22 protein-coding genes and 1 pseudogene are annotated in these 20867 nt (G+C 71.6%); 11 read left to right on the top strand and 12 right to left on the bottom strand.

The window, feature by feature from the left end; all coding sequences use genetic code 11:
* Window positions 1-67: 67 nt before the first annotated feature.
* A complete protein-coding gene (locus KV205_RS09975) occupies window positions 68-256 on the bottom strand; it encodes a hypothetical protein (protein WP_265863769.1) in 189 nt (62 codons plus the stop codon).
* Between the two features lie 282 nt (window positions 257-538).
* On the opposite strand from KV205_RS09975, the gene KV205_RS09970 reads away from it, so the two are divergent.
* Window positions 539-2569 carry a UvrD-helicase domain-containing protein gene (locus tag KV205_RS09970; RefSeq protein WP_265863768.1) on the top strand — a complete coding sequence of 677 codons (2031 nt, stop codon included), beginning with the start codon at window positions 539-541 and terminating at the stop codon, window positions 2567-2569.
* 122 nt (window positions 2570-2691) lie between these two features.
* On the opposite strand, the pseudogene KV205_RS09965 reads toward KV205_RS09970, so the two are convergent.
* The 7 genes and pseudogenes from KV205_RS09965 to amcB all read right to left on the bottom strand — a co-directional run.
* A pseudogene (locus KV205_RS09965) lies at window positions 2692-3363 on the bottom strand (aminoglycoside phosphotransferase family protein); the annotation flags it as partial.
* 207 nt (window positions 3364-3570) lie between these two features.
* Window positions 3571-3816, bottom strand: coding sequence for a helix-turn-helix transcriptional regulator (locus KV205_RS09960; protein WP_265863767.1), 246 nt, complete (start codon window positions 3814-3816; stop codon window positions 3571-3573).
* Complete coding sequence (locus KV205_RS09955; protein ID WP_265863766.1) at window positions 3816-4307, bottom strand: DUF2975 domain-containing protein; 492 nt, start codon at window positions 4305-4307, stop codon at window positions 3816-3818. Before KV205_RS09955 ends, KV205_RS09960 begins: the two co-directional genes overlap by 1 nt.
* Before the next feature lie 33 nt (window positions 4308-4340).
* Window positions 4341-4925, bottom strand: coding sequence for a GNAT family N-acetyltransferase (locus KV205_RS09950; RefSeq protein WP_265863765.1), 585 nt, complete (start codon window positions 4923-4925; stop codon window positions 4341-4343).
* 51 nt (window positions 4926-4976) lie between these two features.
* Window positions 4977-5654 carry a pentapeptide repeat-containing protein gene (locus KV205_RS09945; RefSeq protein WP_265863764.1) on the bottom strand — a complete coding sequence of 226 codons (678 nt, stop codon included), beginning with the start codon at window positions 5652-5654 and terminating at the stop codon, window positions 4977-4979.
* A gap of 28 nt (window positions 5655-5682) precedes the next feature.
* Entirely contained in the window at window positions 5683-5859 is a 177-nt protein-coding gene (amcA, locus tag KV205_RS09940) for a multiple cyclophane-containing RiPP AmcA (protein WP_265863763.1), read from the bottom strand.
* Complete coding sequence (gene amcB / locus KV205_RS09935; RefSeq protein WP_265863762.1) at window positions 5837-6973, bottom strand: cyclophane-forming radical SAM peptide maturase AmcB; 1137 nt, start codon at window positions 6971-6973, stop codon at window positions 5837-5839. Before amcB ends, amcA begins: the two co-directional genes overlap by 23 nt.
* Window positions 6974-7475: 502 nt before the next feature.
* Here amcB and KV205_RS09930 point away from each other — a divergent pair.
* From KV205_RS09930 to KV205_RS09915, 4 genes are all read left to right on the top strand, one after another.
* Window positions 7476-8846, top strand: a complete 1371-nt coding sequence (locus tag KV205_RS09930; protein WP_265863761.1) for a tetratricopeptide repeat protein — start codon at window positions 7476-7478, stop codon at window positions 8844-8846.
* Window positions 8847-8905: 59 nt separating this feature from the next.
* Window positions 8906-9745 (top strand): glycosyltransferase, encoded by an 840-nt coding sequence (locus KV205_RS09925; RefSeq protein ID WP_265864063.1) that lies wholly within the window; start codon window positions 8906-8908, stop codon window positions 9743-9745.
* 387 nt (window positions 9746-10132) lie between these two features.
* Window positions 10133-10846, top strand: a complete 714-nt coding sequence (locus KV205_RS09920; protein WP_265863759.1) for a hypothetical protein — start codon at window positions 10133-10135, stop codon at window positions 10844-10846.
* 68 nt (window positions 10847-10914) lie between these two features.
* Entirely contained in the window at window positions 10915-11421 is a 507-nt protein-coding gene (locus KV205_RS09915; RefSeq protein ID WP_265863758.1) for a DinB family protein, read from the top strand.
* A gap of 12 nt (window positions 11422-11433) precedes the next feature.
* Here KV205_RS09915 and KV205_RS09910 read toward each other — a convergent pair whose 3' ends face one another.
* The 4 genes from KV205_RS09910 to KV205_RS09895 all read right to left on the bottom strand — a co-directional run bounded on the left by KV205_RS09910 (window position 11434) and on the right by KV205_RS09895 (window position 15443).
* Window positions 11434-12108 (bottom strand): hypothetical protein, encoded by a 675-nt coding sequence (locus KV205_RS09910; protein WP_265863757.1) that lies wholly within the window; start codon window positions 12106-12108, stop codon window positions 11434-11436.
* Between the two features lie 183 nt (window positions 12109-12291).
* Entirely contained in the window at window positions 12292-13332 is a 1041-nt protein-coding gene (locus KV205_RS09905; protein WP_265863756.1) for an SGNH/GDSL hydrolase family protein, read from the bottom strand.
* Window positions 13333-13698: 366 nt separating this feature from the next.
* Window positions 13699-14394, bottom strand: a complete 696-nt coding sequence (locus KV205_RS09900) for a copper homeostasis protein CutC (RefSeq protein WP_265863755.1) — start codon at window positions 14392-14394, stop codon at window positions 13699-13701.
* A 65-nt stretch (window positions 14395-14459) separates the two neighbouring features.
* Window positions 14460-15443 carry a hypothetical protein gene (locus tag KV205_RS09895; RefSeq protein ID WP_265863754.1) on the bottom strand — a complete coding sequence of 328 codons (984 nt, stop codon included), beginning with the start codon at window positions 15441-15443 and terminating at the stop codon, window positions 14460-14462.
* Between the two features lie 190 nt (window positions 15444-15633).
* Here KV205_RS09895 and KV205_RS09890 point away from each other — a divergent pair, with 190 nt between their 5' ends.
* From KV205_RS09890 to KV205_RS09865, 6 genes are all read left to right on the top strand, one after another.
* Window positions 15634-15924 carry a heavy-metal-associated domain-containing protein gene (locus KV205_RS09890; RefSeq protein ID WP_265863753.1) on the top strand — a complete coding sequence of 97 codons (291 nt, stop codon included), beginning with the start codon at window positions 15634-15636 and terminating at the stop codon, window positions 15922-15924.
* 253 nt (window positions 15925-16177) lie between these two features.
* Window positions 16178-18451 carry a cation-translocating P-type ATPase gene (locus tag KV205_RS09885; RefSeq protein WP_265863752.1) on the top strand — a complete coding sequence of 758 codons (2274 nt, stop codon included), beginning with the start codon at window positions 16178-16180 and terminating at the stop codon, window positions 18449-18451.
* A 62-nt stretch (window positions 18452-18513) separates the two neighbouring features.
* A complete protein-coding gene (locus KV205_RS09880) occupies window positions 18514-18795 on the top strand; it encodes a metal-sensitive transcriptional regulator (RefSeq protein WP_265863751.1) in 282 nt (93 codons plus the stop codon).
* 156 nt (window positions 18796-18951) lie between these two features.
* Window positions 18952-19326 (top strand): BlaI/MecI/CopY family transcriptional regulator, encoded by a 375-nt coding sequence (locus tag KV205_RS09875; protein WP_265863750.1) that lies wholly within the window; start codon window positions 18952-18954, stop codon window positions 19324-19326.
* Window positions 19323-20234: a M56 family metallopeptidase gene (locus KV205_RS09870; RefSeq protein WP_265863749.1), complete on the top strand. Its 912-nt coding sequence runs from the start codon at window positions 19323-19325 to the stop codon at window positions 20232-20234. The genes KV205_RS09875 and KV205_RS09870 overlap by 4 nt, the downstream gene beginning before the upstream one ends.
* 228 nt (window positions 20235-20462) lie before the next feature.
* Complete coding sequence (locus tag KV205_RS09865; RefSeq protein ID WP_265863747.1) at window positions 20463-20822, top strand: N-acetyltransferase; 360 nt, start codon at window positions 20463-20465, stop codon at window positions 20820-20822.
* Window positions 20823-20867 lie beyond the last annotated feature (45 nt).

The raw sequence follows: 20867 nt of genomic DNA, 5'->3' as shown, positions 1-20867 counted from the left end.
TTTCGGGAGCCGAACGCGAGTTCCCCTCGAAGGAGTGAACGCTCCCACCCCCGCTTGGGCGGTCGGATCAGTCCGGCCCGTTCGCGTACTCGGGTCGGGGCGCCCGTACGCCCGCCGCCGCGTGGTCGTCGTACGAGCCGAGGAGTACGACTCCGACGGCGGCGGCGCCGAAGGCGTGCACGGCGCGGAGGGCCAGGCCCAGGCGGCGGGATATGGGGCTCGTCATGGAGGTCAGGGTGCTGGTCGTCGCGGTCATGCATCCATCATCCGAAACGGACATTCCGAACACATCGGCCCAGGGGTCGAACCGGGGTCCCCCGTGAGTCGGACCTCACCCCCTACGGGTCCCCCAGGAGTCCCCCACAGGGACCGGCAGGCCCCCCCGGGCGAAAACCATTCGCGCCCCGCGCCCGCCCGGCGTTAAACTCGACGGCTTCCCCGCCTCCCGTACACGACTCCGTACGTGGAGCGCCGCCGCCCGGTCGGAAACCGGCGGCCACCGTGATGTGTCCGCGCCGTACCCACCGGAGGCCTCAGCATGTCCGTCGACGTCGACGATCCGCTCGCGCGCGAGCGCGCCCACCTCTCCGCCTCGCGCGCCGCGCTGCGCGCCATGCGCGAGGACGTCGAGTCGCTCGACATCAAGGACGTCACCGCGAACTGGGTCAACGCCGTCATCCTGACGCGCCAGATCGAGGACCGCATCAAGGCCCTCGCCGACCTCGCAGACACCCCGCTCTTCTTCGGCCGGCTCGACTACCTGCACACCACGCAGGAGGGCCAGCGCTTCTACATCGGGCGCCGGCACGTGCACGACGCCGACGGCGACCCGATGGTGATCGACTGGCGTGCGCCGGTCTCGCAGCCGTACTACCAGGCGTCGAAGAAGAACCCGCAGGACGTCGGGCTGCGGCGGCGCTTCGGGTACACGGGCGGCGACCTCACCGCGTACGAGGACGAGCACCTCTCCGACCCGGCGGAGCTGGAACGGACCAGCCGTCTCCTCCAGGCGGAGATCGAGCGGCCGCGCGTCGGCCCGATGCGCGACATCGTCGCGACCATCCAGCCCGAGCAGGACGAGATCGTCCGCTCCGACCTGTCCGGCACGGTGTGCGTGCAGGGCGGCCCCGGTACGGGAAAGACCGCCGTCGGTCTGCACCGTGTCGCGTACCTCCTCTACGCGCACCGGGAGCGGCTCGCCCGCACCGGCACGCTCGTCATCGGGCCGAACCGGTCCTTCCTCCACTACATCGAGCAGGTGCTGCCGGCCCTCGGCGAGCTGGAGGTGAAGCAGGCGACCGTGGACGACCTGGTCGCGCACGTGGAGGTGCGCGGTACGGACGAGGCGGCGACCGCCGTCGTCAAGGGCGACGCCCGGATGGCGGAGGTGCTGCGGCGGGCGGTCTGGTCGCACGTAACGCTGCCGACCGAGCCGCTGATGGTGGTGCGGGGTTCGCGCCGCTGGCGCGTCCCGGCGTACGAACTGGAAGAGATCGTACGAGAGTTGACGGACCGTGACATCCGTTACGGGGCGGCCCGCGAGGCCCTGCCGCAGCGCATCGCGCACGCCGTCCTCGTACGGATGGAGCAGGCGGGCGAGGCGCCGGACGACCGGGTGCAGAACGCGGTCGCGCGCAACGCGGCGGTCAAGGCGGTCGTGAAGGAGTGCTGGCCGGCGGTCGAGCCGGCCAAGCTGGTCCTGCGGCTGCTGAGCGACCCGGACTTCCTGGCCGAGCACGCGGCGGGTGTGCTGAGCGAGGACGAGCAGAAGCTGCTGGTCTGGGCGAAGCCCGCTCGTAGCATGAAATCCGCGAAGTGGTCGGCGGCGGACGCCGTCCTGATCGACGAGACGACCGACCTGGTCGAGCGCACCCACTCGCTCGGGCACGTGGTGGTCGACGAGGCGCAGGACCTGTCGCCGATGCAGTACCGGGCGGTGGGGCGGCGCTGTACGACGGGTTCGGCAACGGTCCTCGGTGACCTCGCGCAGGGCACCACGCCGTGGGCGACGGAGAGTTGGGCGCAGGCGCTCGCGCACCTGGGCAAGCCGGAGGCGCTGGTGGAGGAGCTGACCGCCGGTTTCCGTGTGCCGCGCGAGGTCATCGCGTACGCCTCGCGGCTGCTCCCGCACATGTCGCCGGGTCTGGCGCCGGTGGAGTCGGTCCGTGAGAATCCGGGTTCGCTGGAGATCCTGCGGTCGGAGCCGGCGGCGCTTGACGCGAGCGTGGTGGCGGCGTGCGTCGAGGCGCTGACGCACGAGGGCTCGATCGGTCTGATCGCCGCGGACGCGCGGATCGCGCCGCTGGCGGAGGCGCTGGACGCGGCGGGGATGGCGTACCTCTCCCCCGGCGAGGAGACGACCGCCGAGTCCCGGCTGACCCTGGTGCCGGCCTCGCTGGCGAAGGGCCTGGAGTACGACTACGTGGTCCTCGACGAGCCCTCGGCGGTCGTGGACGGCGAGCCGGACGAGCGGACGGGCCTGCGCCGGCTGTACGTGACGCTGACCCGTGCGGTGTCGGGCCTGGCGGTGGTGCACGCGGCGGAGCTGCCGGAGCAGCTGACTCCCTGATCAGTGAATTCGGGGAGGGCCTCCGTCCACGTCCGGTGGGCGACGGCGGCGAGGACCGGGTTCCGGCCGCCGCCGTAGTAGGCCTCGGTCACGATGCCCCAGCACAGGGCCCAGCCGCGGCCGCGCGCCCAGGTCGCGTCGTCGACCTGGGCCGCCGCGCGGAACAGCGGGCGCGTCTCGGGGGTGAAGAGGGTCCAGGCGGCCATGGTGTCGACGGCCGGGTCGCCGGTGCCGAGGCCGCCGAAGTCGATGACGGCGCTGAGCCGGCCGTCGCGGGTGAGCAGGTTGCCGGGCAGCAGGTCGCCGTGGACCCAGACCGGGTCGCCGTCGTACGCGGGGAGGCGGAGCACCGACTCCCAGGCGGCGGTGGCGCGTTCGGCGTCGAGGAGGCCTTGGGCGGCGAGTGCCCGGATCGCCCCGGGCATGTTGCCGTCCTCCCAGTCGGTGACCGGCCCGCCCCGGAAGGAGGTGGGCCCGCCGCTCGCGTCGGCGGCCCGCAGCGCGACCCCGAACCGCCCCAACTCCCGTGCGGCGTGCGCCAGATCGGTGAGCGGCGCGGCGTACGCGTCCTGCCCGTCCAGCCACTCGCACACGGACCACACCTGCCCGTACCCCTCGCCCGGCACCCCGCATCCCACGGGCACCGGCACGTCGAGCGGAAGCCCGGGCGCGAGCCGCGGCAGCCACCGCTGCTCCTTCTCGGCGTCCCCGGCCGCCCAGGTGGCCTTCGGCAGCCGCACGACATGCCCGTCCCCGAGCCGGAACATCGCGTTGTCCGTCCCGGCCGTCGCCATCTCCCGTACGGGCAGCCCGGCCCACTGCGGGAACTGGGCGGCGACGAGCCGGCGGACGAGGTCGGCGTCGATGCGCGTCTGCGGCTGCATGCGTGCGAGGCTACGGCCGGCGGCGGCGAGGCCGCCACGGAGTTTGCGTCTCCCCAGGATCTCCCCGGGTACGGCGCCGGGATGCCGGCGGAATCGGTCAAGGGCGGGCGGGATCGACTATGACGCGTCGGCCGGCACGATCGATTCGCCCGCGGTGTCGTCGGCCTCCCAGCGCAACAGGTCGCCCGGCTGGCACTCAAGCACCTCGCAGAGCGCGGCGAGCGTCGCGAAGCGCACCGCCTTGGCGCGGCCGTTCTTGAGCACCGCCAGGTTGGCGGGCGTGATCCCCACGCGGTCGGCGAGGTCTCCCACGGACATCTTCCGCCTGGCCAGCATCACGTCGATGTCGACGGCGATCGGCATCAGATCACCTCGTCCAACTCGGCCTGCATCCGCGTCGCTTCGACGTCACGGGCGACGGCCTGGGCGAGCAGCATCCGCAGCACGAGCACGATGAGCGCGACGCCCAGGATGGCCACACCGATCCCGCCCATGATGAGAGTGACGCCCGGGTCGTCCCGCTGGCCGGGCGCGTTGATGGCCGTGACCGCGAACCACACGAGTGCAGCCGCGACGATCGCACCGATGATGACGTCCACGTACCGGAAGGCGGCGCGGGAGAACACGGTTCCGCGTCGCACCATCGTGACCAGTCGCCATACACAGACCATGGTGACCTGGGCCGTCCCGATGCCCAGGATCGTGATCACACGCAGCGGGGTCAGCGGGAGCGACCCGTCCTCCGGGTCACTCCCACTGACCAGCACCCACACCATCAACGCCTGGACGAACACGGTGCCGGTGAGCACCACCACGAGCACGGCGCGCAGCGCGCCCACTGCCAGCTTTCCCATTGCCCCACCTTTCCATCGACCTACGATGGAAATCTATCGAATCTCGATAGATTCGGCAAGGTTGGACCGAAGAGCCTCCCACCTCTCCCGCCGCATCCGGTGGAGCACACAGGCCTTCAGCGGCCCCTCGGGCGCGCTCGGGTCCTCGAAGTCGTCGGCCGGATCGCGGGTCATGCCGAGTCGCCGCATCACGGCCTGGGACCTGAGGTTACGCACGGTCGTCGACGCGACGATCTCCGACAGCCCGAGCACGCCGAACCCGAACTCCAGACAGGCCCGCCCGGCCTCGGTGGCGTACCCGTACCCCCACGCGTCCCGCTTCAGCCGCCACCCGACGTCCACCCCGCCGTACGGCAACCCCTCCCCCACCCGGTCGAGCCCGGCCCGCCCCAGGAACTCCCCGGTCTCCCGCGACTCCACCGCCCACCACCCGTACCCGCGCGCCGCGAACTCCTCCCGCATCCGCGCCACGGTGGCATCGCTCTCCGCCCGGCTGAGCAGCTCCCCCAGATGCCTCCGGATCTCCGGATCGGCATTCATCTCCGCCCAGGGCCCCAGGTCCTCCTCCCGCCACGCCCGCAACACCAGCCGCCCGGTCCTCAACTCAACTCCACCCATCCCTCCAGCGAACCGCGTCGGACCGGCCCGGTCGACCGGTTAATCCCTCCTTCAGACGTCGCCGACGGTGATCCCGAGCTCGCCCACCAGCGCCTGCGCCAGCTCACCCTGCTGCTCCGGCCCGATCCGTACGCCCGCGAGGTGCGCGATGCCGCGGACGGTGGAGAGGTCGTTGCCCCGCAGGTCGGCGCCCCGGTATCGCCCGGCCCCGAACTCGGCGCGCCTGAGCGCGCAGTCCGAGAAGACGACCCCGGAGAGGTCGCAGTCGGTGAAGACCGCCTCGGTCAGCACGCACTCGTGAAAGACGACGGGCCCGGTGGCCCGCACCCTCTCGAATGTCGCGTAGTCGAGCTTGCAGCGCTCGAACAGCACATCGTCGAGAACCACTCCGCTCAGGGCGGCACCGAGCAGCTTGCAGTCACGCACCAGCACGCGACTCAGCCTGCTCTCGCTCCAGCGAGCGGTCCCCAGCTCGCTGCCGCCGATCTCCACGTCGTGCGCGACCAGTCCCTCGAACGTCGCGCGTTGTGCCCGTACGCCGTCGATCCGACCAGTGAGCAGCCGGAGGTCGGCAAGGTCGAGCGCGCGGAGGTCCGCGCCGGCGTAAGCGAAGTCCTGCATGACTCCGCGCGGGCTTTCAAGGGTGTCGACCTTCGCCAGGTGAAGCCCCGGCTCGTCCAGGTCGGGTGTGGTGACCGTGACGCGGTCGAAGGTTCGGGTAGTGGCCACAGCGCTCCTCTGGGGTTGGTCCGGGGTGTCAGGACTTCTGGTTCCAGTTGTCCCAGGTCGGACGGTTGTCGAAGGTGGGCGTGGGGTTGTCCCAGGTGGGGCGGTTGTCGAAACGGGCGACGGCCTGGCTGCCCGCGGCCTCCAGGAGGGACCGGAATCCCTCGGCCGAGTGCATCACGAGTTCACGGGCGGTGTTCGGCGGCATGACGGGTGACTCCTTCGATGAGGGCGATCTTCGCGGTGCTGCAGTACCGGGTCCTGGTGCCGTCCATCCGTCCGCCGTGCTCGAAGTAGCGGTTGGCGGGATGGCCTCCGCCGCAGAAGGCGAAGTACGGGCAGGTGGCGCGGCAGGCGTCCACGCCCTTCCAGAACTCGGTGATCCAGGGGGTGCGCTCCTCGGCCTCTGCCACGAGCAGGTCGAGGCCGTCGCAGAGCACGTTGCCGGTGGTGAAGTCGCCGTACCGGTCGTCGGTGAAGCCGGCCAGCTCCGGGGAGAGCATGACCACTCCGCCGTCGTGGGCGACGGTGGGCAGCGGATCCCAGGGGTCGGATGCGGCGCCGACCGCCGGCGCACGGTCGTCGATCACGGCGCGGGCGAAGTCCATCACCCGCGACATCTCCCGCAGCCGCACGACCGGGTTCGCACTCCAGGCCTCGGCGAGGGCCTGCCAGAAAGCCGCCGCACGCTCGGGATCGGCGTTCGCGGAGCGGTGGTTGACGCCTTCTTCCTCCTCGACGTTGACGCCGAGGGCGGTCACTCCGAGCTCGGCGAAGAACCCGTAGAAGCGGGCCGCGTGGGCGGGGTCGGGGTCGGAGACGACGGCGATGGCGGAGAACGGGATGCCGTGCCGCCGTAGCCTCTCGATCCCCCGCATGGTCAGCCGGAAGCCGGGGTGACCGGCGAGCGTGAGCCTGTGTGCGTTCAGGTCCTCGGGGCCGTCGATGCTGACGCCCACGTGTACGTCGCGCTCCCGCAGAAAGGCGCACCAGGCGTCGTCGAGCAGGACGGCATTCGTCTGGAGGGAGTGCTTCACTCCCCGGAACGGGGCCATGAGCGCGGCGAGGTGCTCGCGGCCGGCCGCGAGCGGTTCGCCGCCGTGCCAGACCACCTCGAAGGCGGGATCGTCGGCCGCCCAGCCGTTGACCGTCCTCGCCACGGCCTCGGCGACGGGTACGGGCATCAGGTGCGCGATCCTGCGGAAGGGCAGGTAGCAGTAGGTGCAGTCCATGGGCAGGCACAGCGTGGTCGGCTGCAGCACCACCGCGCGCGGCACCGGCGCGAGCCGTGAGGGGGTGGACGGTGCGGCGCGGACGGTCACAGCGCGGCCTGGATGTTGTCGGCGGACGCCGTCCACTCGACGCCGTTCCCGCCCCGGAGGTGCGCGATGCGCACCTCTCGCCCGTCGCCGTGCAGTTCATGCGTGACGGCGGTGAGCTCCCCCTCCGCCCCACTGGCCGTGTCCCGGACGCGAGTGCCCAGCAGCGGATGCCGCTCGTACCCGTCCGACCGACCGGATACGACCCCGCCGCCTCGGCCCGCCGCATGAACCGCACCCACCCGGAGGCGGCCCGCATCCGCAGGGCGCGGCTGGGGGCGCCGGGGGGTGAGGCATCCCGGACTTCGGGGATCCGCGCATCGGCCGCGCCCTTGTGGCGCGTGTGTTCGGGGGTGGTCATCCGCTGTTCCTCTCCTCGGGGGAGCACTGGTCGTCACCGCTCCCGAGCGGACACGTTCAGTGAACCGACGATCACGTCGTGTCGGTACCGTGATGACATGAGGGACCCGTTCAAGCCGTTCAAGATCGTCCGAGGGGGCAGGAGTTGACGGGGAGCCGAACACCGAACACCGAGCTCGCCGCCGTCATCGCGGAGGCCGGGATCACCTACTTCGCGCTGGCGCGCGAGATCCGTGCCATCGCTGCGGAGGCCGGGGAAACACTCAGCACCGGGCCGTCAGCCATCGCCTATTGGGTCGCCGGCGGCAAACCGGCCGGACAGACCCGTTCATACGTCGCCGAAGCTCTGTCACGAAGGATCAAGAGGAAGGTGACGGTCTCCGAGATCGGTCTAGGCTGCGCTGGCACCAGGGAGGCCAGGGAGGCTATGGGCGCCGATCCGCTGGCCACCGCCACCGACCTCGGGAGGTCTGTGATGCTCCGCCGCAGGGAATTCCTCGACACCGCCTTCGCTGCGGCCGCTGTCGGCCTCCCCCTCACCTACGACCACGAGGCCGTCGCAGCCACGCTCAAGGCGGCGAAAACCAGGGGCTGCATCGGCACGGAAGAGGTCGCCACCGTCCGACAGCTCACAGAGGTGTTCCGAGGCGCGGACGACAGGCTGGGTGGCGGACACGGTCTGACAACGGTCACCGCATATCTGACAGACACCGTGGTCCCCATGCTGGAGGGGCGATTCCCGTCGGATGCCGTCCGCCGGGACGCCTTCGGGGCGGCTGCTCAATTGGCCTGCCTGATCGGGTGGAAGCATCACGATCTCGGCCGCGAGGGCGTCGCCCAGCAGTACTACCTCGTCGGCTACCAACTGGCGTGCGAGTCCGACCCGCGCGGCCACGGAGCGTGGATGATGCGGGCGTTGACCCACCAGGCGCTGGATCTGGGCCATCCGGGCTCCTGCGTCGAGCTGGCGGAGGAGGCGCTACGGCGTGCGGCGGGCCGCGTCGACAGGCAGACCGAAGCCCTCCTGCTGGTCACGTGCGCCAGGGCGTACGGGAGCAGCCGGGAGGGCGGCAAGGCCGCCCGTGCCCTGTTGGCAGCGGAGGACGCGCTGTCGGACACGGGCGACGCCGTGGCTTCGTACGCCGCGGGTTCCGGACCGGTCACGGCCACGGTTGCCTCGCACACGGGCAAGACGCTGACGGCGATGAAGGACTACCCGGCGGCCGAACGGCACTACCGCACAGCGCTGGCAGGCCGCGCGCCGGGCACCTACCAGCGCGTACACGGCCTGACCATGGTGAACCTGGGGAGCTCGGTGGCCGCCCAACACCGGCACGAAGAGGCCGTCGGCCTGTGGAACCGAGCGATCGACTTCATGGAGGGCGTGGTCTCCGACCGGAACCGGCAGCAGATCAAGGCGATTCGGGCGACGGCGGCCGGCTACCGGAGGCGCGGGGTGTCCGGGGCCGCGAGCTTGGAGCAGCGCGCCGCCGCGCTCCTGCGGGGCCGGGCGTGACGGGCCAGCACGCGGACGCTGACGCGGACCGGCTCTCGCTCGGCGTCGTCGTGCTCACCATGGGAGATCGGGAGCGAGAGCTTGATGCCCTGCTGAAATCGGTCACCGACCAGGAGGGAGCCTCGGCGACGGTCGTCGTGCTCGGGCAGGGGGTGGGGCTGCCGGAGCTGCCCGCCGGGGTGGCGGGCGTCCAACTGGCGGAGAACCTGGGGATTCCGGGAGGGCGGAACGCCGGGGTGCGGTGGTTGCGGGGGCGTGGGGGCGTGGATGTGGTGGTGGTCCTCGATGACGACGGGCTGCTGCCGAGGACGGACACGCTGCGGCTCGTGCGGGAGGCGTTCGCAGAGAATCCGGGGCTGGGGGTGGTGGGTTTCCGGATCGTCGACGAGGAGGGGCGGACGCTGCGCAGGCATGTGCCGCGGCTGGGTGGTGCGGATCCGGCGGAGTCGGGGCCCGTCACGACGTACCTGGGCGGGGCGCACGCGATCCGTATGAGCGTGATCGAGGAGGTCGGCGACTTCCCGGCTGAGTTCTTCTACGCGCACGAGGAGACCGACTTCGCGTGGCGCGCGCTCGACGCCGGGTGGGAGATCCACTACCGGGCGGACCTGCTGCTCCGGCACCCCCGCACGGAGGCGTCACGGCACGCCGTCTACTACCGGAACACGGGCCGGAACCGCGTGTGGCTCGCCAAGCGCCGGCTACCCGCGGTGCTGGTGCCGGTGTACCTCGCCTCGTGGGCGGCGTACACCCTGGTCCAGCGGCCGCCGCTGCACGGACTCAGGGCGTGGTGGGCGGGGTTCTTCGAAGGGGTGCGTGTGCCGTGTCCGCCGCGGCGGCCGATGCGGTGGCGGACGGTGTGGCGGATGGCCCGGCTCGGACGGCCTCCGGTGATCTGACGGCGCCCCGACCGGGACGTGGCCGGGCGCGCCCCGGTAATGCTCGACTCCCTTAATAGGTAAGTACTGAGGGAGAGAAGAACTCCCCAAACCAACCCCCTCCGTCCCCCAACTGGCCATCTCACACGATCGGGTGACAGATTGTCCGGAACTCGGACAGGTGCGGTACGGTCGGCCTCGACAACGGCATATGCAACAACTCGGCCCCCGGCAGGACGGCAATCCTGACCGAGGGCCTACCGATTAGGAAGCAAACCCTTCCCAATGGATGTTTCGAAGTCTAACGCGGGTACGCCCGCATCTCCCGCTCCGTTCGAGATTCCCGCCGACGCGCCACGCTCAGGAGTGATCCACGTACGGCACCGGCACCGCGCACGGTTCACCGTCGTGGGGAACGACCTCCTCCAGCATCCGACGCTCTCGGGGCTCGCGATCGGGCTCGGGGCCCACATCCAGTCGCTGCCGGACGGCGCCGACGCCTCCGTGAAGCGGCTGACGCTGCGCTTCCGCGAGGGTGAGATCTCGATTCGGCGGGCGCTCAACGAGCTTGCGGCGGAGGGTTACTTGGAGCGGCGGAAGGTGCCGCTCGGAGGTGGGCGGTTCGCCACGCGGCTGATCTGGTACGACAAGCCCCGGGCCGCCGCGCCCGTGCCGGAGCCGGAGCCCGTACCGGTACCCGTACCCGAGCCCGTACGGGAAGAAGCACCGCCACCACCACCGCCGCCGCCGGCCGCGCCGCCCTCCGGGCCCGCCGCCGCCGTTCTCGCGCGGCTGCGGACGGTCGATCCACGTCTGTTGCTGTCCCGGCGCGACGTGGAGCGGCTGGCGCCCGCCGTCGACGAGTGGCTCGGGCTCGGGATCGGCGGCGCGCAGATCACGCGGACGCTCACCACGGCCCTGCCACCCGCACACGTGCCCATTCACCACCCGGCCCGCTTCCTCGCGTACCGGCTCGCCACCCAACTGCCGCCACCGGCACCCGCCGAGGAACCATGGGCGGTGCCGTCGGCCGTACCCCTTGTGAGCTGTGACGGTTGCGAGCGGGCTGTCAGGACGTATGAGGAGCATCCGCTGTGCGAGGAGTGCAGAGACGCGGCGTGAGCGGGCGGCGCATCGACTCGACGCAAATTGGCTCGACAACGGGCGGCGGCATCGGCGAACCTCGCGCGATGACCAGAATCTCCGACACGCCGTCCGCGTGGGACGAGCGCGCCCAGCTCACCACGTTTCTCGACTACGCACGCGACACCGTCCGCACCAAGTGCGAGGGCCTCTCCGAGGAGAACGCCCGCAAGGCGCTCCTGCCGGGGTCGCCGCTGATGACCATGAGCGGGTTGGTCAACCACCTCCGCTGGGTCGAGCACTGGTGGTTCGAGGTGATCTTCCTCGGCGAGGAGGACCGGGGGCCCTGGACGGAGGAGGATCCCGACCGGGAGATGCGGATCGCCGTCGACTTCCCGCTGGCGCAGCTGCTCGACGAGTACGCCGAGCAGAGCGCCCGTTTTCGCGAACTGGTCGCCGCAAGCGACCTGGACACGAAGGCCAAGCGGCCCGTCCGCGGCGGAACGCACGTCGATCTGCGCTGGATCCTCCTCCACCTCACCGAGGAGACGGCCCGTCACAACGGCCACCTGGACATCCTGCGCGAGATGCTGGACGGCGCGACCGGCGACTGACGACCCCGGCCACTAAGGGTTGTTCAGAGCGAAGTCCTGACGGGTGTTGTTGGCGGCGTTGGGGCTCTTGATGTTGTTGTTGACGGCGATGTTGTTGAACATCGGGATGACACCGTTGAGGTTGATCGGCAGAATCGGCCCCAGACCGCCCCCGTTCCCGCCGTTGCCCCCGTTCCCGTTGCCGTTGCCGTTGCCGCATTCGCCGCCGGTGATCGCCGTGACGTCGCTGTCCACCTCGCCGACGAGGGGGTCCGGCAGAGTACCGTCCTCGTCGACATGGACCCTGTTGGTGACGCTGCAGGGAGCGTCCGCGGCGACGTTGACCGTCAGGAGGATCGTCGACGTCTGGCCGGCTCCCAAGGCGTCGGCCGTGCACGTCAGCACACTCATGCTGCCCACGATGTTGCAGGTGAACGGGGCTGCGGCCTGCACGCTCGCGGCTTTGAGCCCGGTCGGAAGCTCATCGGTGACGTAGATGCGGCGGGTGGCTTCCGTGCCCGGGTTGCTGACGGTGATGCGATAGACGCCCTGCCCGCTTCGGGGGAAGTCGCCCTCGTGCGTCTTCGTGATCCTCAGTTGCGGCTGGGCGTAGGCCGGCGTCACGCCGACCACGAACGGCACCACCACGCCCAGCCCCGTGACGGTGGCGGCAGCGACCATCCACTGCCGCGACTCCCGTGTCCTCATCCATCAGCTCCTGTCCTGTGAAGGTACGGCCTGCCTCCGCAACGACACCCCCACCCCTCGGACACGGCGCCGACAACGCCCTCACCCGATCACCGAGCCGATCACGACCGACCAGCCCAACGGCCCCCATGTACGGCAGCCCAGGCCGGTGACGACCTGGGGCTGCGGTTCAGACAGGCGGCCCTACCGGGTGAGGACTTCCTCCACCTTCGTGGCCACGTGCTCGGCCTGGAGGTCGCGGCCCTTCTCGTTGGGGTGGGCGTACCAGGGAATCTTCGTGCCGAAGATCTCGACCTGAGAGGTCTCAAGCAGGCCGCCGATGCCGCGGTCGGCGCCGTCGCAGGCCGTGTTGGCGCCGGTGGTGGCGTAGAGGTCCACGAAGTCGGCGCCGGCGTCGGTGGCGACCTTCTTCATCACGTCGTTCAGGCGCTTCTGGACCTGGTCGAGGACCGGCAGGGCGTCCTGCGGGACGTCGGCGAACGGCAGCTCCGTCTGACCGGGCGCCGCGGTCAGGCACTTGGTCGTGTCGGCCGGTACGAGCCGGGGGTAGCCGACCAGGACACGATCCGCGGCCGGCGCGAAGTACGCCATGCGGTCGAGCATCTCCTCCAGTTCCCAGCCGACCTGCTCGAACCGATCGTCCAGCCACTGCTTCCCGTCCCCGGACCCGAAGAACTCGGCACACTCGACGGCCGGCTGGTCCGGGTCCACCGGCGTTCCGGGCAGCAAGGCGTGCTCGTCGGAGCGCAGCTTGTCGGAACACTGCTTCAGGATGCGGACGAAGCCCACCGTGTTGCCGCCCATGCCGCCCACGACCAACTGGGTGGTGTCGGCCTTGAGCGCGTCCTGCTGCGGCGGAACCTTCAGGTCGGGAATCAGAGGGAAGGTCTGCTGTTCCTGCCAGAAGTGGTGGACGAGGGCGCCTCCGCAGGAGACGTCCGACTGGACGTCGAGCGTGATGCCCTTGTCCGCGAGTCGCCGGGTGGCGACGGCGGGGTAGTTCTCCTGCGCCTGGAAGCAGAAGGCCCGGTTGGGGTCGTCCTGGTGATTGGTGGGCGCGATGCCGAAGTTGGCGGTGTACGAGTCGCCGAAGAAGACGGTCGGTACGGGGTCGGTGGGCGCCGCGGCGGCGCTGCCCGTCGGGCCGGCGAGCGCCAGGCAGCTGCCCAGCGCGACGGCTGCGGCGGCGAGGCGGCGTGCCAGGGGGGTGGTCGTCTTACGCATGGCCGAAGACATGGCTGTGCCCTTTCATCGGTACGCACGGGAGTGGCAGGCAAGATCTGAAACGTTCCGTATTCAGCCATGTACGGAACGTGATCTTCCACTTGGTGCGCACCGCAACCAGGTCTTCTCGGCCAATCTCCGCGCAGTTCGTCATCTCGCCTGGTCAGAGCAGGCGAAGGGGACGAGCGAGCCCGGCGGGGCCGAGGTGATCGCGACCCGAACGAGGAGGGCCCCCCGCCCCCTTACGGGGCGAGGGGCCTCGGCGCGCGGTCGGCCGTGTCGTACACGAGGGCGACTGCCGGAGGTGCGTACAGCGACCGGAACGGTCCCCTCCGCGCGATCGTCCGGAACGCCGCCTACGCGCGCCTACGCGTCCAGGGCCGCGCGCCACTCCCGTACCGCGGCCACCGACACCGGGGCCGTCCAGCCGCCGGGGCGGGCCGCGCCGCCGATGTGGAAGGCGTCGAGGCCGGCGGCGCGGAGCTCGGGCAGGTGGTCGAGGCGGAGGCCGCCGCCGACGAGGATCTGCGGCTCGTAGCCGGGTTCGCCGGTGCGGGCCCGGGCGGCCTCGGCCTTGAGGGTGGCGAGGCCGTCGTCGACGCCGGTGGCCGCGCCCGCCGTGAGGTACGTGTCGAGGCCGGGCAGGTCCGCGAGCTGCTTGCGCAGCGCGTCGCGGTCGGCGGCCCGGTCGACGGCGCGGTGGAAGGTCCAGTGGCAGCCGTCGATGACGGCGATCAGCCGCTCGACCGCGACCAGGTCCGGTTCGCCGTCCGGGGTGAGGAAGCCGAGCACGAACTCGGTCGCGCCCGCCTCGCGGAGCTCGGCGGCCCGCCGTACGAGCACCTCGATGTCACCCGCCGCGAAACCGTCCGTCAGCCTCAGCATCACGCGCAGCGGGATGTCCACCGCGGCGCGGATCGCCTTGAAGCCGGTCGTGGACGGGGTGAGCCCGTCCGCCGCCATGTCGGTGACCAGCTCGAGGCGGTCCGCCCCACCGGCCTGGGCAGCGACCGCGTCCTCCTCGTCGAGGGCGATCACCTCCAGCACTGCACGGTTGCTCATCGAGTCCGTTCCTCCATGGATCGCACGACGCCGCCTACAGGTCTAGTCCAATGTTCGGGACCAGACTAGCCGTGCGCGTGGGCTCCCGCATCGTGTCCCGCGTCGTGCCCCGCCTCGGACGGCGCCGGGAGAGCCGTACCCGCGCCCCCGGCCCGTACGGTGAAGGCCGCCGTACGGACCTTCCCCTCGTGCTGGAAGTCGAGGAAGAGGCGGTACGTGCCGGAGCTCGGCGCGGTCGCGGTGAACGAGACGTCGGGTCCGGGGCCGCCCTCGTTCGGGTGGACGTGCAGGTAGGCGAGGTCGCCCTCGCGCAGCGCGACCAGGTGGCCGTAGGCGCCGAGGTAGGGCTCCAGGTTCGTCACCGGCTTGCCGGCCTTGGTGACGGTGAGCCGCAGCTCGCCCGCCTTGCCCGGGTCGAGGGTGCCGCCGAGGCGCACCTGGTAGCCGTCGACGTCGGCGGTCGGGTTCACCGGCGGCATGGGCTTCGGGGCGTACGCGCCGGGCACGGACAGGTCCACGCCGAGCGTGACCCCCTTCGCGCCCTTCGCGCCCTTGTCGGCCGGCTTGAAGTCGGCGAACGCCTTGTACGCGCCGGCCGCCGGCAGGTCCGCGTCCACGGTCCAGGTGCCGTCGACGGCCTTCACCGGGTGCAGGTGGCGGAAGACGGTGAGGTCGCGCGAGGCGACGATGAAGTGCAGTTCCTTGCCGTGCTCCGTGGTGAACGCGGTGACCTTCTTGCCGGCCGCGTCCTTGATGGCGAACTTCAGGGTGCTGCGGCCGACCGCCGGGGTCGGGGTGTCGAGGGCGAGGGTGTAGCCGCCCTCGGAGACCTGCAGGCCGCCGGCGGCGGGTGCGCTCGCCGCGCCCTCGGCGTGACCGGCATGTCCCTCCGCGGCCCCCTCGCCCTTCGGCGCCGCCTCCGCGTGGCCGCCGTGCTCGGCCTTCTTCGGCTCGTCGACCGGTCCGACGCCCTTGCCGACCCCGTACGCGGTCCCGAAGGTCGCGGCGAGCGCGGCGGCAAAGGCAGTGATCTTCACTCCGGTGTTCATGGCTGCTCTCCCGTACGTGGGGTGGCTGGGTTCTTCACCTTCAATGCACCTCACCATACCCCTGGGGGGTATCAAGTCAAGTCGAATCCGTACTTGCACGGGATACGGGAGGGGGGTATACATGGACTCACACCGATACCCCCCGAGGGTATCCACCGGCCCAAGCGGGTCACTGACGACGGAGGACGACATGGGTTCCTGCTGCACCCCCGACAACAGCTGCCACACCAACGCCGCCGAGGCGACCACGGCCACCGCCGTCGCCGACGCCACCACCACGGTCTACGCCGTCACCGGCATGACCTGCGGCCACTGCAAGACCGCCATCACCAACTCCGTCAGCGCGCTCGACGGCGTCATCTCCGTGGACGTCGACGTGGCCGGCGGCCTGGTGACCGTCACCACCGGCGGCGCGCCCGACGACGCCGCCATCGCCGCGGCGGTCGACGACGCCGGCTACGAGCTGACCGGCCGCGCCTGACCGACCGGCTCGACCGGCGCGCCGCCCGCGCCCACCGGCCGCCGGGGCCAGGGCCGGGCCCCGGCCCCCGAACCCGCGCCATCGCGTCACGGCGCGTGCCGCACGCAGGCGAGTGAACCGAAGGGCGCGCCGGGGGAACAGACCCGAGCGCGCGCAGCCCCCGAGGGACGAGGGGGCGAGCACGCACGGGGCTGTGAGCCCGGCTCAAAGCGCCCGGAGGAGAACCGAGCCTCCAGAAAAGAGGAGCAGCCTCATGACAACGACGACCCCCGGCACCGCCCAGGTCGAGCTCGCCATCGGCGGCATGACCTGCGCCTCGTGCGCGGCCCGGATCGAGAAGAAGCTCAACCGCATGGACGGGGTCGAGGCCACCGTCAACTACGCGACCGAGAAGGCGAAGGTCACCTTCGACGCCGACATCGACGTCTCCGAGCTCATCGCGACCGTCGAGGCCACCGGCTACACCGCCAAGGAGCCCGAGCCGCCGAGGACCGAGACCCCCGGCGCCGGCGCCGCCGACGGGCCCACCGACGAGGAGAAGGCCGACGCCGAGCTGCGGCCGCTGAAGCAGCGGCTCATCACCGCCGTCGCCCTCGCCGTACCCGTCATCGCCATGGCGATGGTCCCGGCCCTGCAGATCGAGTACTGGCAGTGGCTGAGCCTCACGCTCGCCGCGCCGGTCGTCGTCTACGCCGCCTGGCCCTTCCACCGCGCCGCCTGGACCAACGCCAAGCACGGCGCCGCGACCATGGACACGCTGATCTCGGTCGGCACCATCGCCGCGTTCCTGTGGTCGCTGTGGGCGCTGTTCTTCGGCACGGCCGGCACCCCCGGCATGACGCACCCCTTCGAGTTCACCATCGCCCGCACCGACGGCGCCGGGAACATCTACCTGGAGGCCGCCGCCGGCGTCACCGCCTTCATCCTGGCCGGCCGCTACTTCGAGGCCCGCTCCAAGCGCAAGGCGGGCGCCGCGCTCAAGGCGCTGATGCAGCTGGGCGCGAAGGAGGTGACCGTCCTCCGTGACGGCCGCGAGGTCACCGTACCGACCGCCGAACTCCAGGTCGGGATGCGCTTCCTGGTCCGCCCCGGCGAGAAGATCGCCACCGACGGCACCGTCGTCGAGGGCTCCTCCGCCGTCGACGCCTCCATGCTCACCGGCGAGTCCGTGCCGGTCGAGGTCGGCGTCGGCGACGCCGTCACCGGCGCCACCCTGAACGCCGGCGGCCGCCTGGTCGTCGAGGCCACCCGCGTCGGCTCCGACACCCAGCTCGCCCGCATGGCCAAGCTCGTCGAGGACGCCCAGAACGGCAAGGCCGCCGCCCAGCGCCTCGCCGACAAGATCTCCGCCGTCTTCGTGCCGATCGTCATCGCGCTCTCGCTCGGCACCCTCGGCTTCTGGCTCGGCACCGGGCAGGGCCTCACCGCCGCCTTCACCGCCGCCGTCGCCGTACTGATCATCGCCTGCCCCTGCGCCCTCGGCCTGGCCACCCCGACCGCCCTCATGGTCGGCACCGGCCGCGGCGCCCAGCTCGGCATCCTGATCAAGGGCCCCGAGGTCCTGGAGACCACCCGCAAGGTCGACACCATCGTCCTGGACAAGACCGGCACCGTCACCACCGGCCGGATGACCCTCATCAAGGTCCACACCGCCGCCGGTACGGACGAGACCGACGTGCTGCGCCTCGCCGGCGCCCTGGAGCACTCCTCCGAGCACCCGATCGCCCAGGCCGTCGCCTCCGGCGCCGCCGCCAAGGTCGGCACCCTGCCCACCCCCGAGGACTTCGCCAACATCCCCGGACTCGGCGTCCAGGGCGTCGTCGACGGCCACGCCGTCCTCGTCGGCCGCGAGAAGCTGCTCCAGGAGTGGGCCATGGAGCTCACCCCGTCCCTCCGGGCCGCCAAGGAGGCCGCCGAGGCCGCCGGCAAGACCGCCATCGCGGTCGCCTGGGACGGCGAGGCCCGCGCGGTCCTCGAAGTCGCCGACGCCGTCAAGGAGACCAGCGCCGAGGCCATCCGGCGGCTGCGCGCCCTCGGCCTCACCCCGATCCTGCTCACCGGCGACAACCAGGCCGTCGCCGAGGCCGTCGCCGCCGAGGTCGGCATCGACGAGGTGATCGCCGAGGTCATGCCGCAGGACAAGGTCGACGTCGTCAAGCGCCTGCAGAGCGAGGGCCGTTCGGTCGCCATGGTCGGCGACGGCGTCAACGACGCCGCCGCGCTCGCCCAGGCCGACCTGGGCCTGGCCATGGGCACCGGTACGGACGCCGCCATCGAGGCCGGCGACCTGACCCTCGTACGGGGCGACCTGCGGGCCGCGGCCGACGCCATCCGGCTCTCCCGCAAGACCCTCGGCACCATCCGCTCGAACCTCTTCTGGGCCTTCGCCTACAACGTGGCCGCCCTGCCGCTCGCCGCGGCCGGACTGCTCAACCCGATGATCGCCGGCGCCGCGATGGCCTTCTCCTCGGTCTTCGTGGTCGGCAACAGCCTCCGCCTGCGCGGCTTCCAGGCCGCCGACAGGTAACACCCCGTAACACCCCTTCCAGCGCCGAGATCTGACGTGACGTACTGACGGGAGAGGCCGCCGTGGCCGGTTACGTACAGCAGAAGGAAGACATCATCAGACGCCTCCGGCGCATCGAGGGCCAGGTCCGGGGGGTGCAGCGGATGGTCGACGAGGACACCTACTGCATCGACGTCCTGACCCAGGTCTCCGCGATCAACGCGGCCCTCCAGTCCTGCGCGGTGGCCCTCCTCGACGAGCACCTCAGCTGCTGCGTCACGGAGGCCATCGAGGCCGGCGGAGACCAGGCCAAGGTCAAGGTCGGCGAGGCGTCGAAGGCGATCGCGCGCCTGATCCGGACCTGATCCGGACCTGATCCGGACCTGACGTACTTCCGAGGGCGGTTCCACACAGGAGCCGCCCTCCGGGCCGTCCACCCACTCACCGTACCCCTGGGGGGTATACCTGAGCGGGTGTGGCGGCCCGTACGATGAGCCGCCCGGAGCGGGGAGGGGATGCACGTGCGCCGGCTGGGAGAGCTGGAGGCCGAGATCATGGACCGGCTGTGGGCCTGGCAGCGGCCCGCCACGGTCCGCGAGATCGTCGACGACATCAATCTGGGGCGCCGGGTCGCCTACACGACGGTGATGACCGTCGCGGACATACTCCACCGCAAGGGCTGGCTGCGCCGCGAGAAGTCGGGCCGGGCCTGGCTGTACGAGCCGGTGCGCAGCCGCGAGGAGTACACCGCCGGGCTCATGCAGGACGCGCTCGGCGACAGCCAGGACCGGCCCGCGGCGCTGCTGCGCTTCGTGGAGACCATCTCCGACGAGGACATGGCGGCCCTCGACGCGGCGCTGCGCACCGCCCGGCGCGCCCAGGACGCGGACCGATGAACCACCACACCCTGCCGCCGCTCGGCCTCCTCCTCTGTACCGGCTTCCTCGTCCCCTGGCTGCTCGTACGGGCCCGCTGGGCGCAGCAGGTGCCGCGGCTCGCGCTCGCGGTGTGGGTGGCGAGCGGTGCGCTGTTCACCGGGTCCGCCGCGCTGCTGCCCGCCCAGCTGATCCTGCCGAGCCCGACCGGCCACCGGCTCAGCGACGCGCTGTTCGCGCTCCGGCTGCCGACCGCCGAGGAGTTCCTGGCGTTCACCGCCCTCGAGTACACCTCCCTCGGCATCGCCCTCGGCGTGTTCGCCGCCCCGGTCACCGGCTTCGTACGGGTGCTGCTGCGGGCGCGCCGGCAGCGCGGCCGGCACGCCGAGACCCTGCGTCTGGTCGGGCGGTACGACGCGGGGCTCGGCGTCACCGTCCTGGAGCACGAGCGGCCCGCCGTCTACTGCCTGCCCGGCCGCTCGCGCCGCGTGGTGGTGTCGTCCGGCGCCCTCGACGCCCTGACCGGACCGCAGTTGGCCGCCGCCCTCGCGCACGAGCGGGCGCACATCGCGGGCCGGCACCATCTGCTTGTCGCGGCGGTGGAGGCGTTCGCGGCGGTGTTCCGGCATCTGCCGCTGGCCCGGCACGGCAGCACCGCCGTACCCCTGCTGCTCGAAATGGCCGCGGACGACCGGGCGTTGAACCGTTGCTCGCGCGACGCGCTGGCCACCGCGCTGTACGCACTGGCCTCGGGACGGGCACCGCGGCAGGCCTTCGGCGCGGGCGGCCCCTCGGCCGCGCTGCGCATGCGCCGCATCCTCACCCCGCACAGCGCCGGGCACCCGGTGCTGTGGGGACTGGCGACGATCGCGGCGGCCGGCCTGGCGGCCGCCCCGCTCATCATCGCCTGCTGCTCGTTCCCGAATTAATTACTAAGGGAATTCGTAGATTTCACATCGGTCACACTCCGTACGAATTCCCGGCTATTGTGGGTATGTTGGCGTTCAGCTCGGCACGTCGAAGGGTACGAACCAATGCAGCTGGCGGACGTGCGGGCGGCGGAAGCCGCCGACGCGACGACGATATCCAGGCTGCTTGCGGAGTGCATTCGGGACAGTTACGCGGAAATACTCGGCGAAATCCCCACCCGGCGGCTCGTGTCCGCGCAATGCGCACTCCCCCGTATCCGCGCGGAAATTGAAATTCCCGGCGGGGCGCCGGGGTGGCTCGGCTGGCTGGTGGCGGCGCGGCCGGACGGCACCCTGCTCGGCGCGGTGGCCGGCGGCGTGCCCGTACCGGGCGAGGGCGAGCTGTACGCGCTCGCGGTGCTCCCCGGATCCCGCCGCGCCGGCATCGGTACGGCCCTGCTCGCCGCGACGAGCGAGCGGATGCGGGCCTACGGGGCCACCGAGCAGCGGCTGACCCTCCCCGCCGACCCCGACCCCTCGCTCCCCTTCTACGAGCACAGCGGCTTCGTCCCGCTGGGCGGCGGGACCCGGCGGAGTCGCCCGCTCTGAGCCCGGGCTCCTCGGACTTTCCCGCTCGCCCTCGGCGCGTACGCC

It is taken from the genome of Streptomyces sp. SKN60 (genome assembly GCF_026236535.1).
Classification (GTDB): Bacteria; Actinomycetota; Actinomycetes; order Streptomycetales; family Streptomycetaceae; genus Streptomyces.
This window is presented reverse-complemented; position numbering and strand designations above follow the sequence as displayed.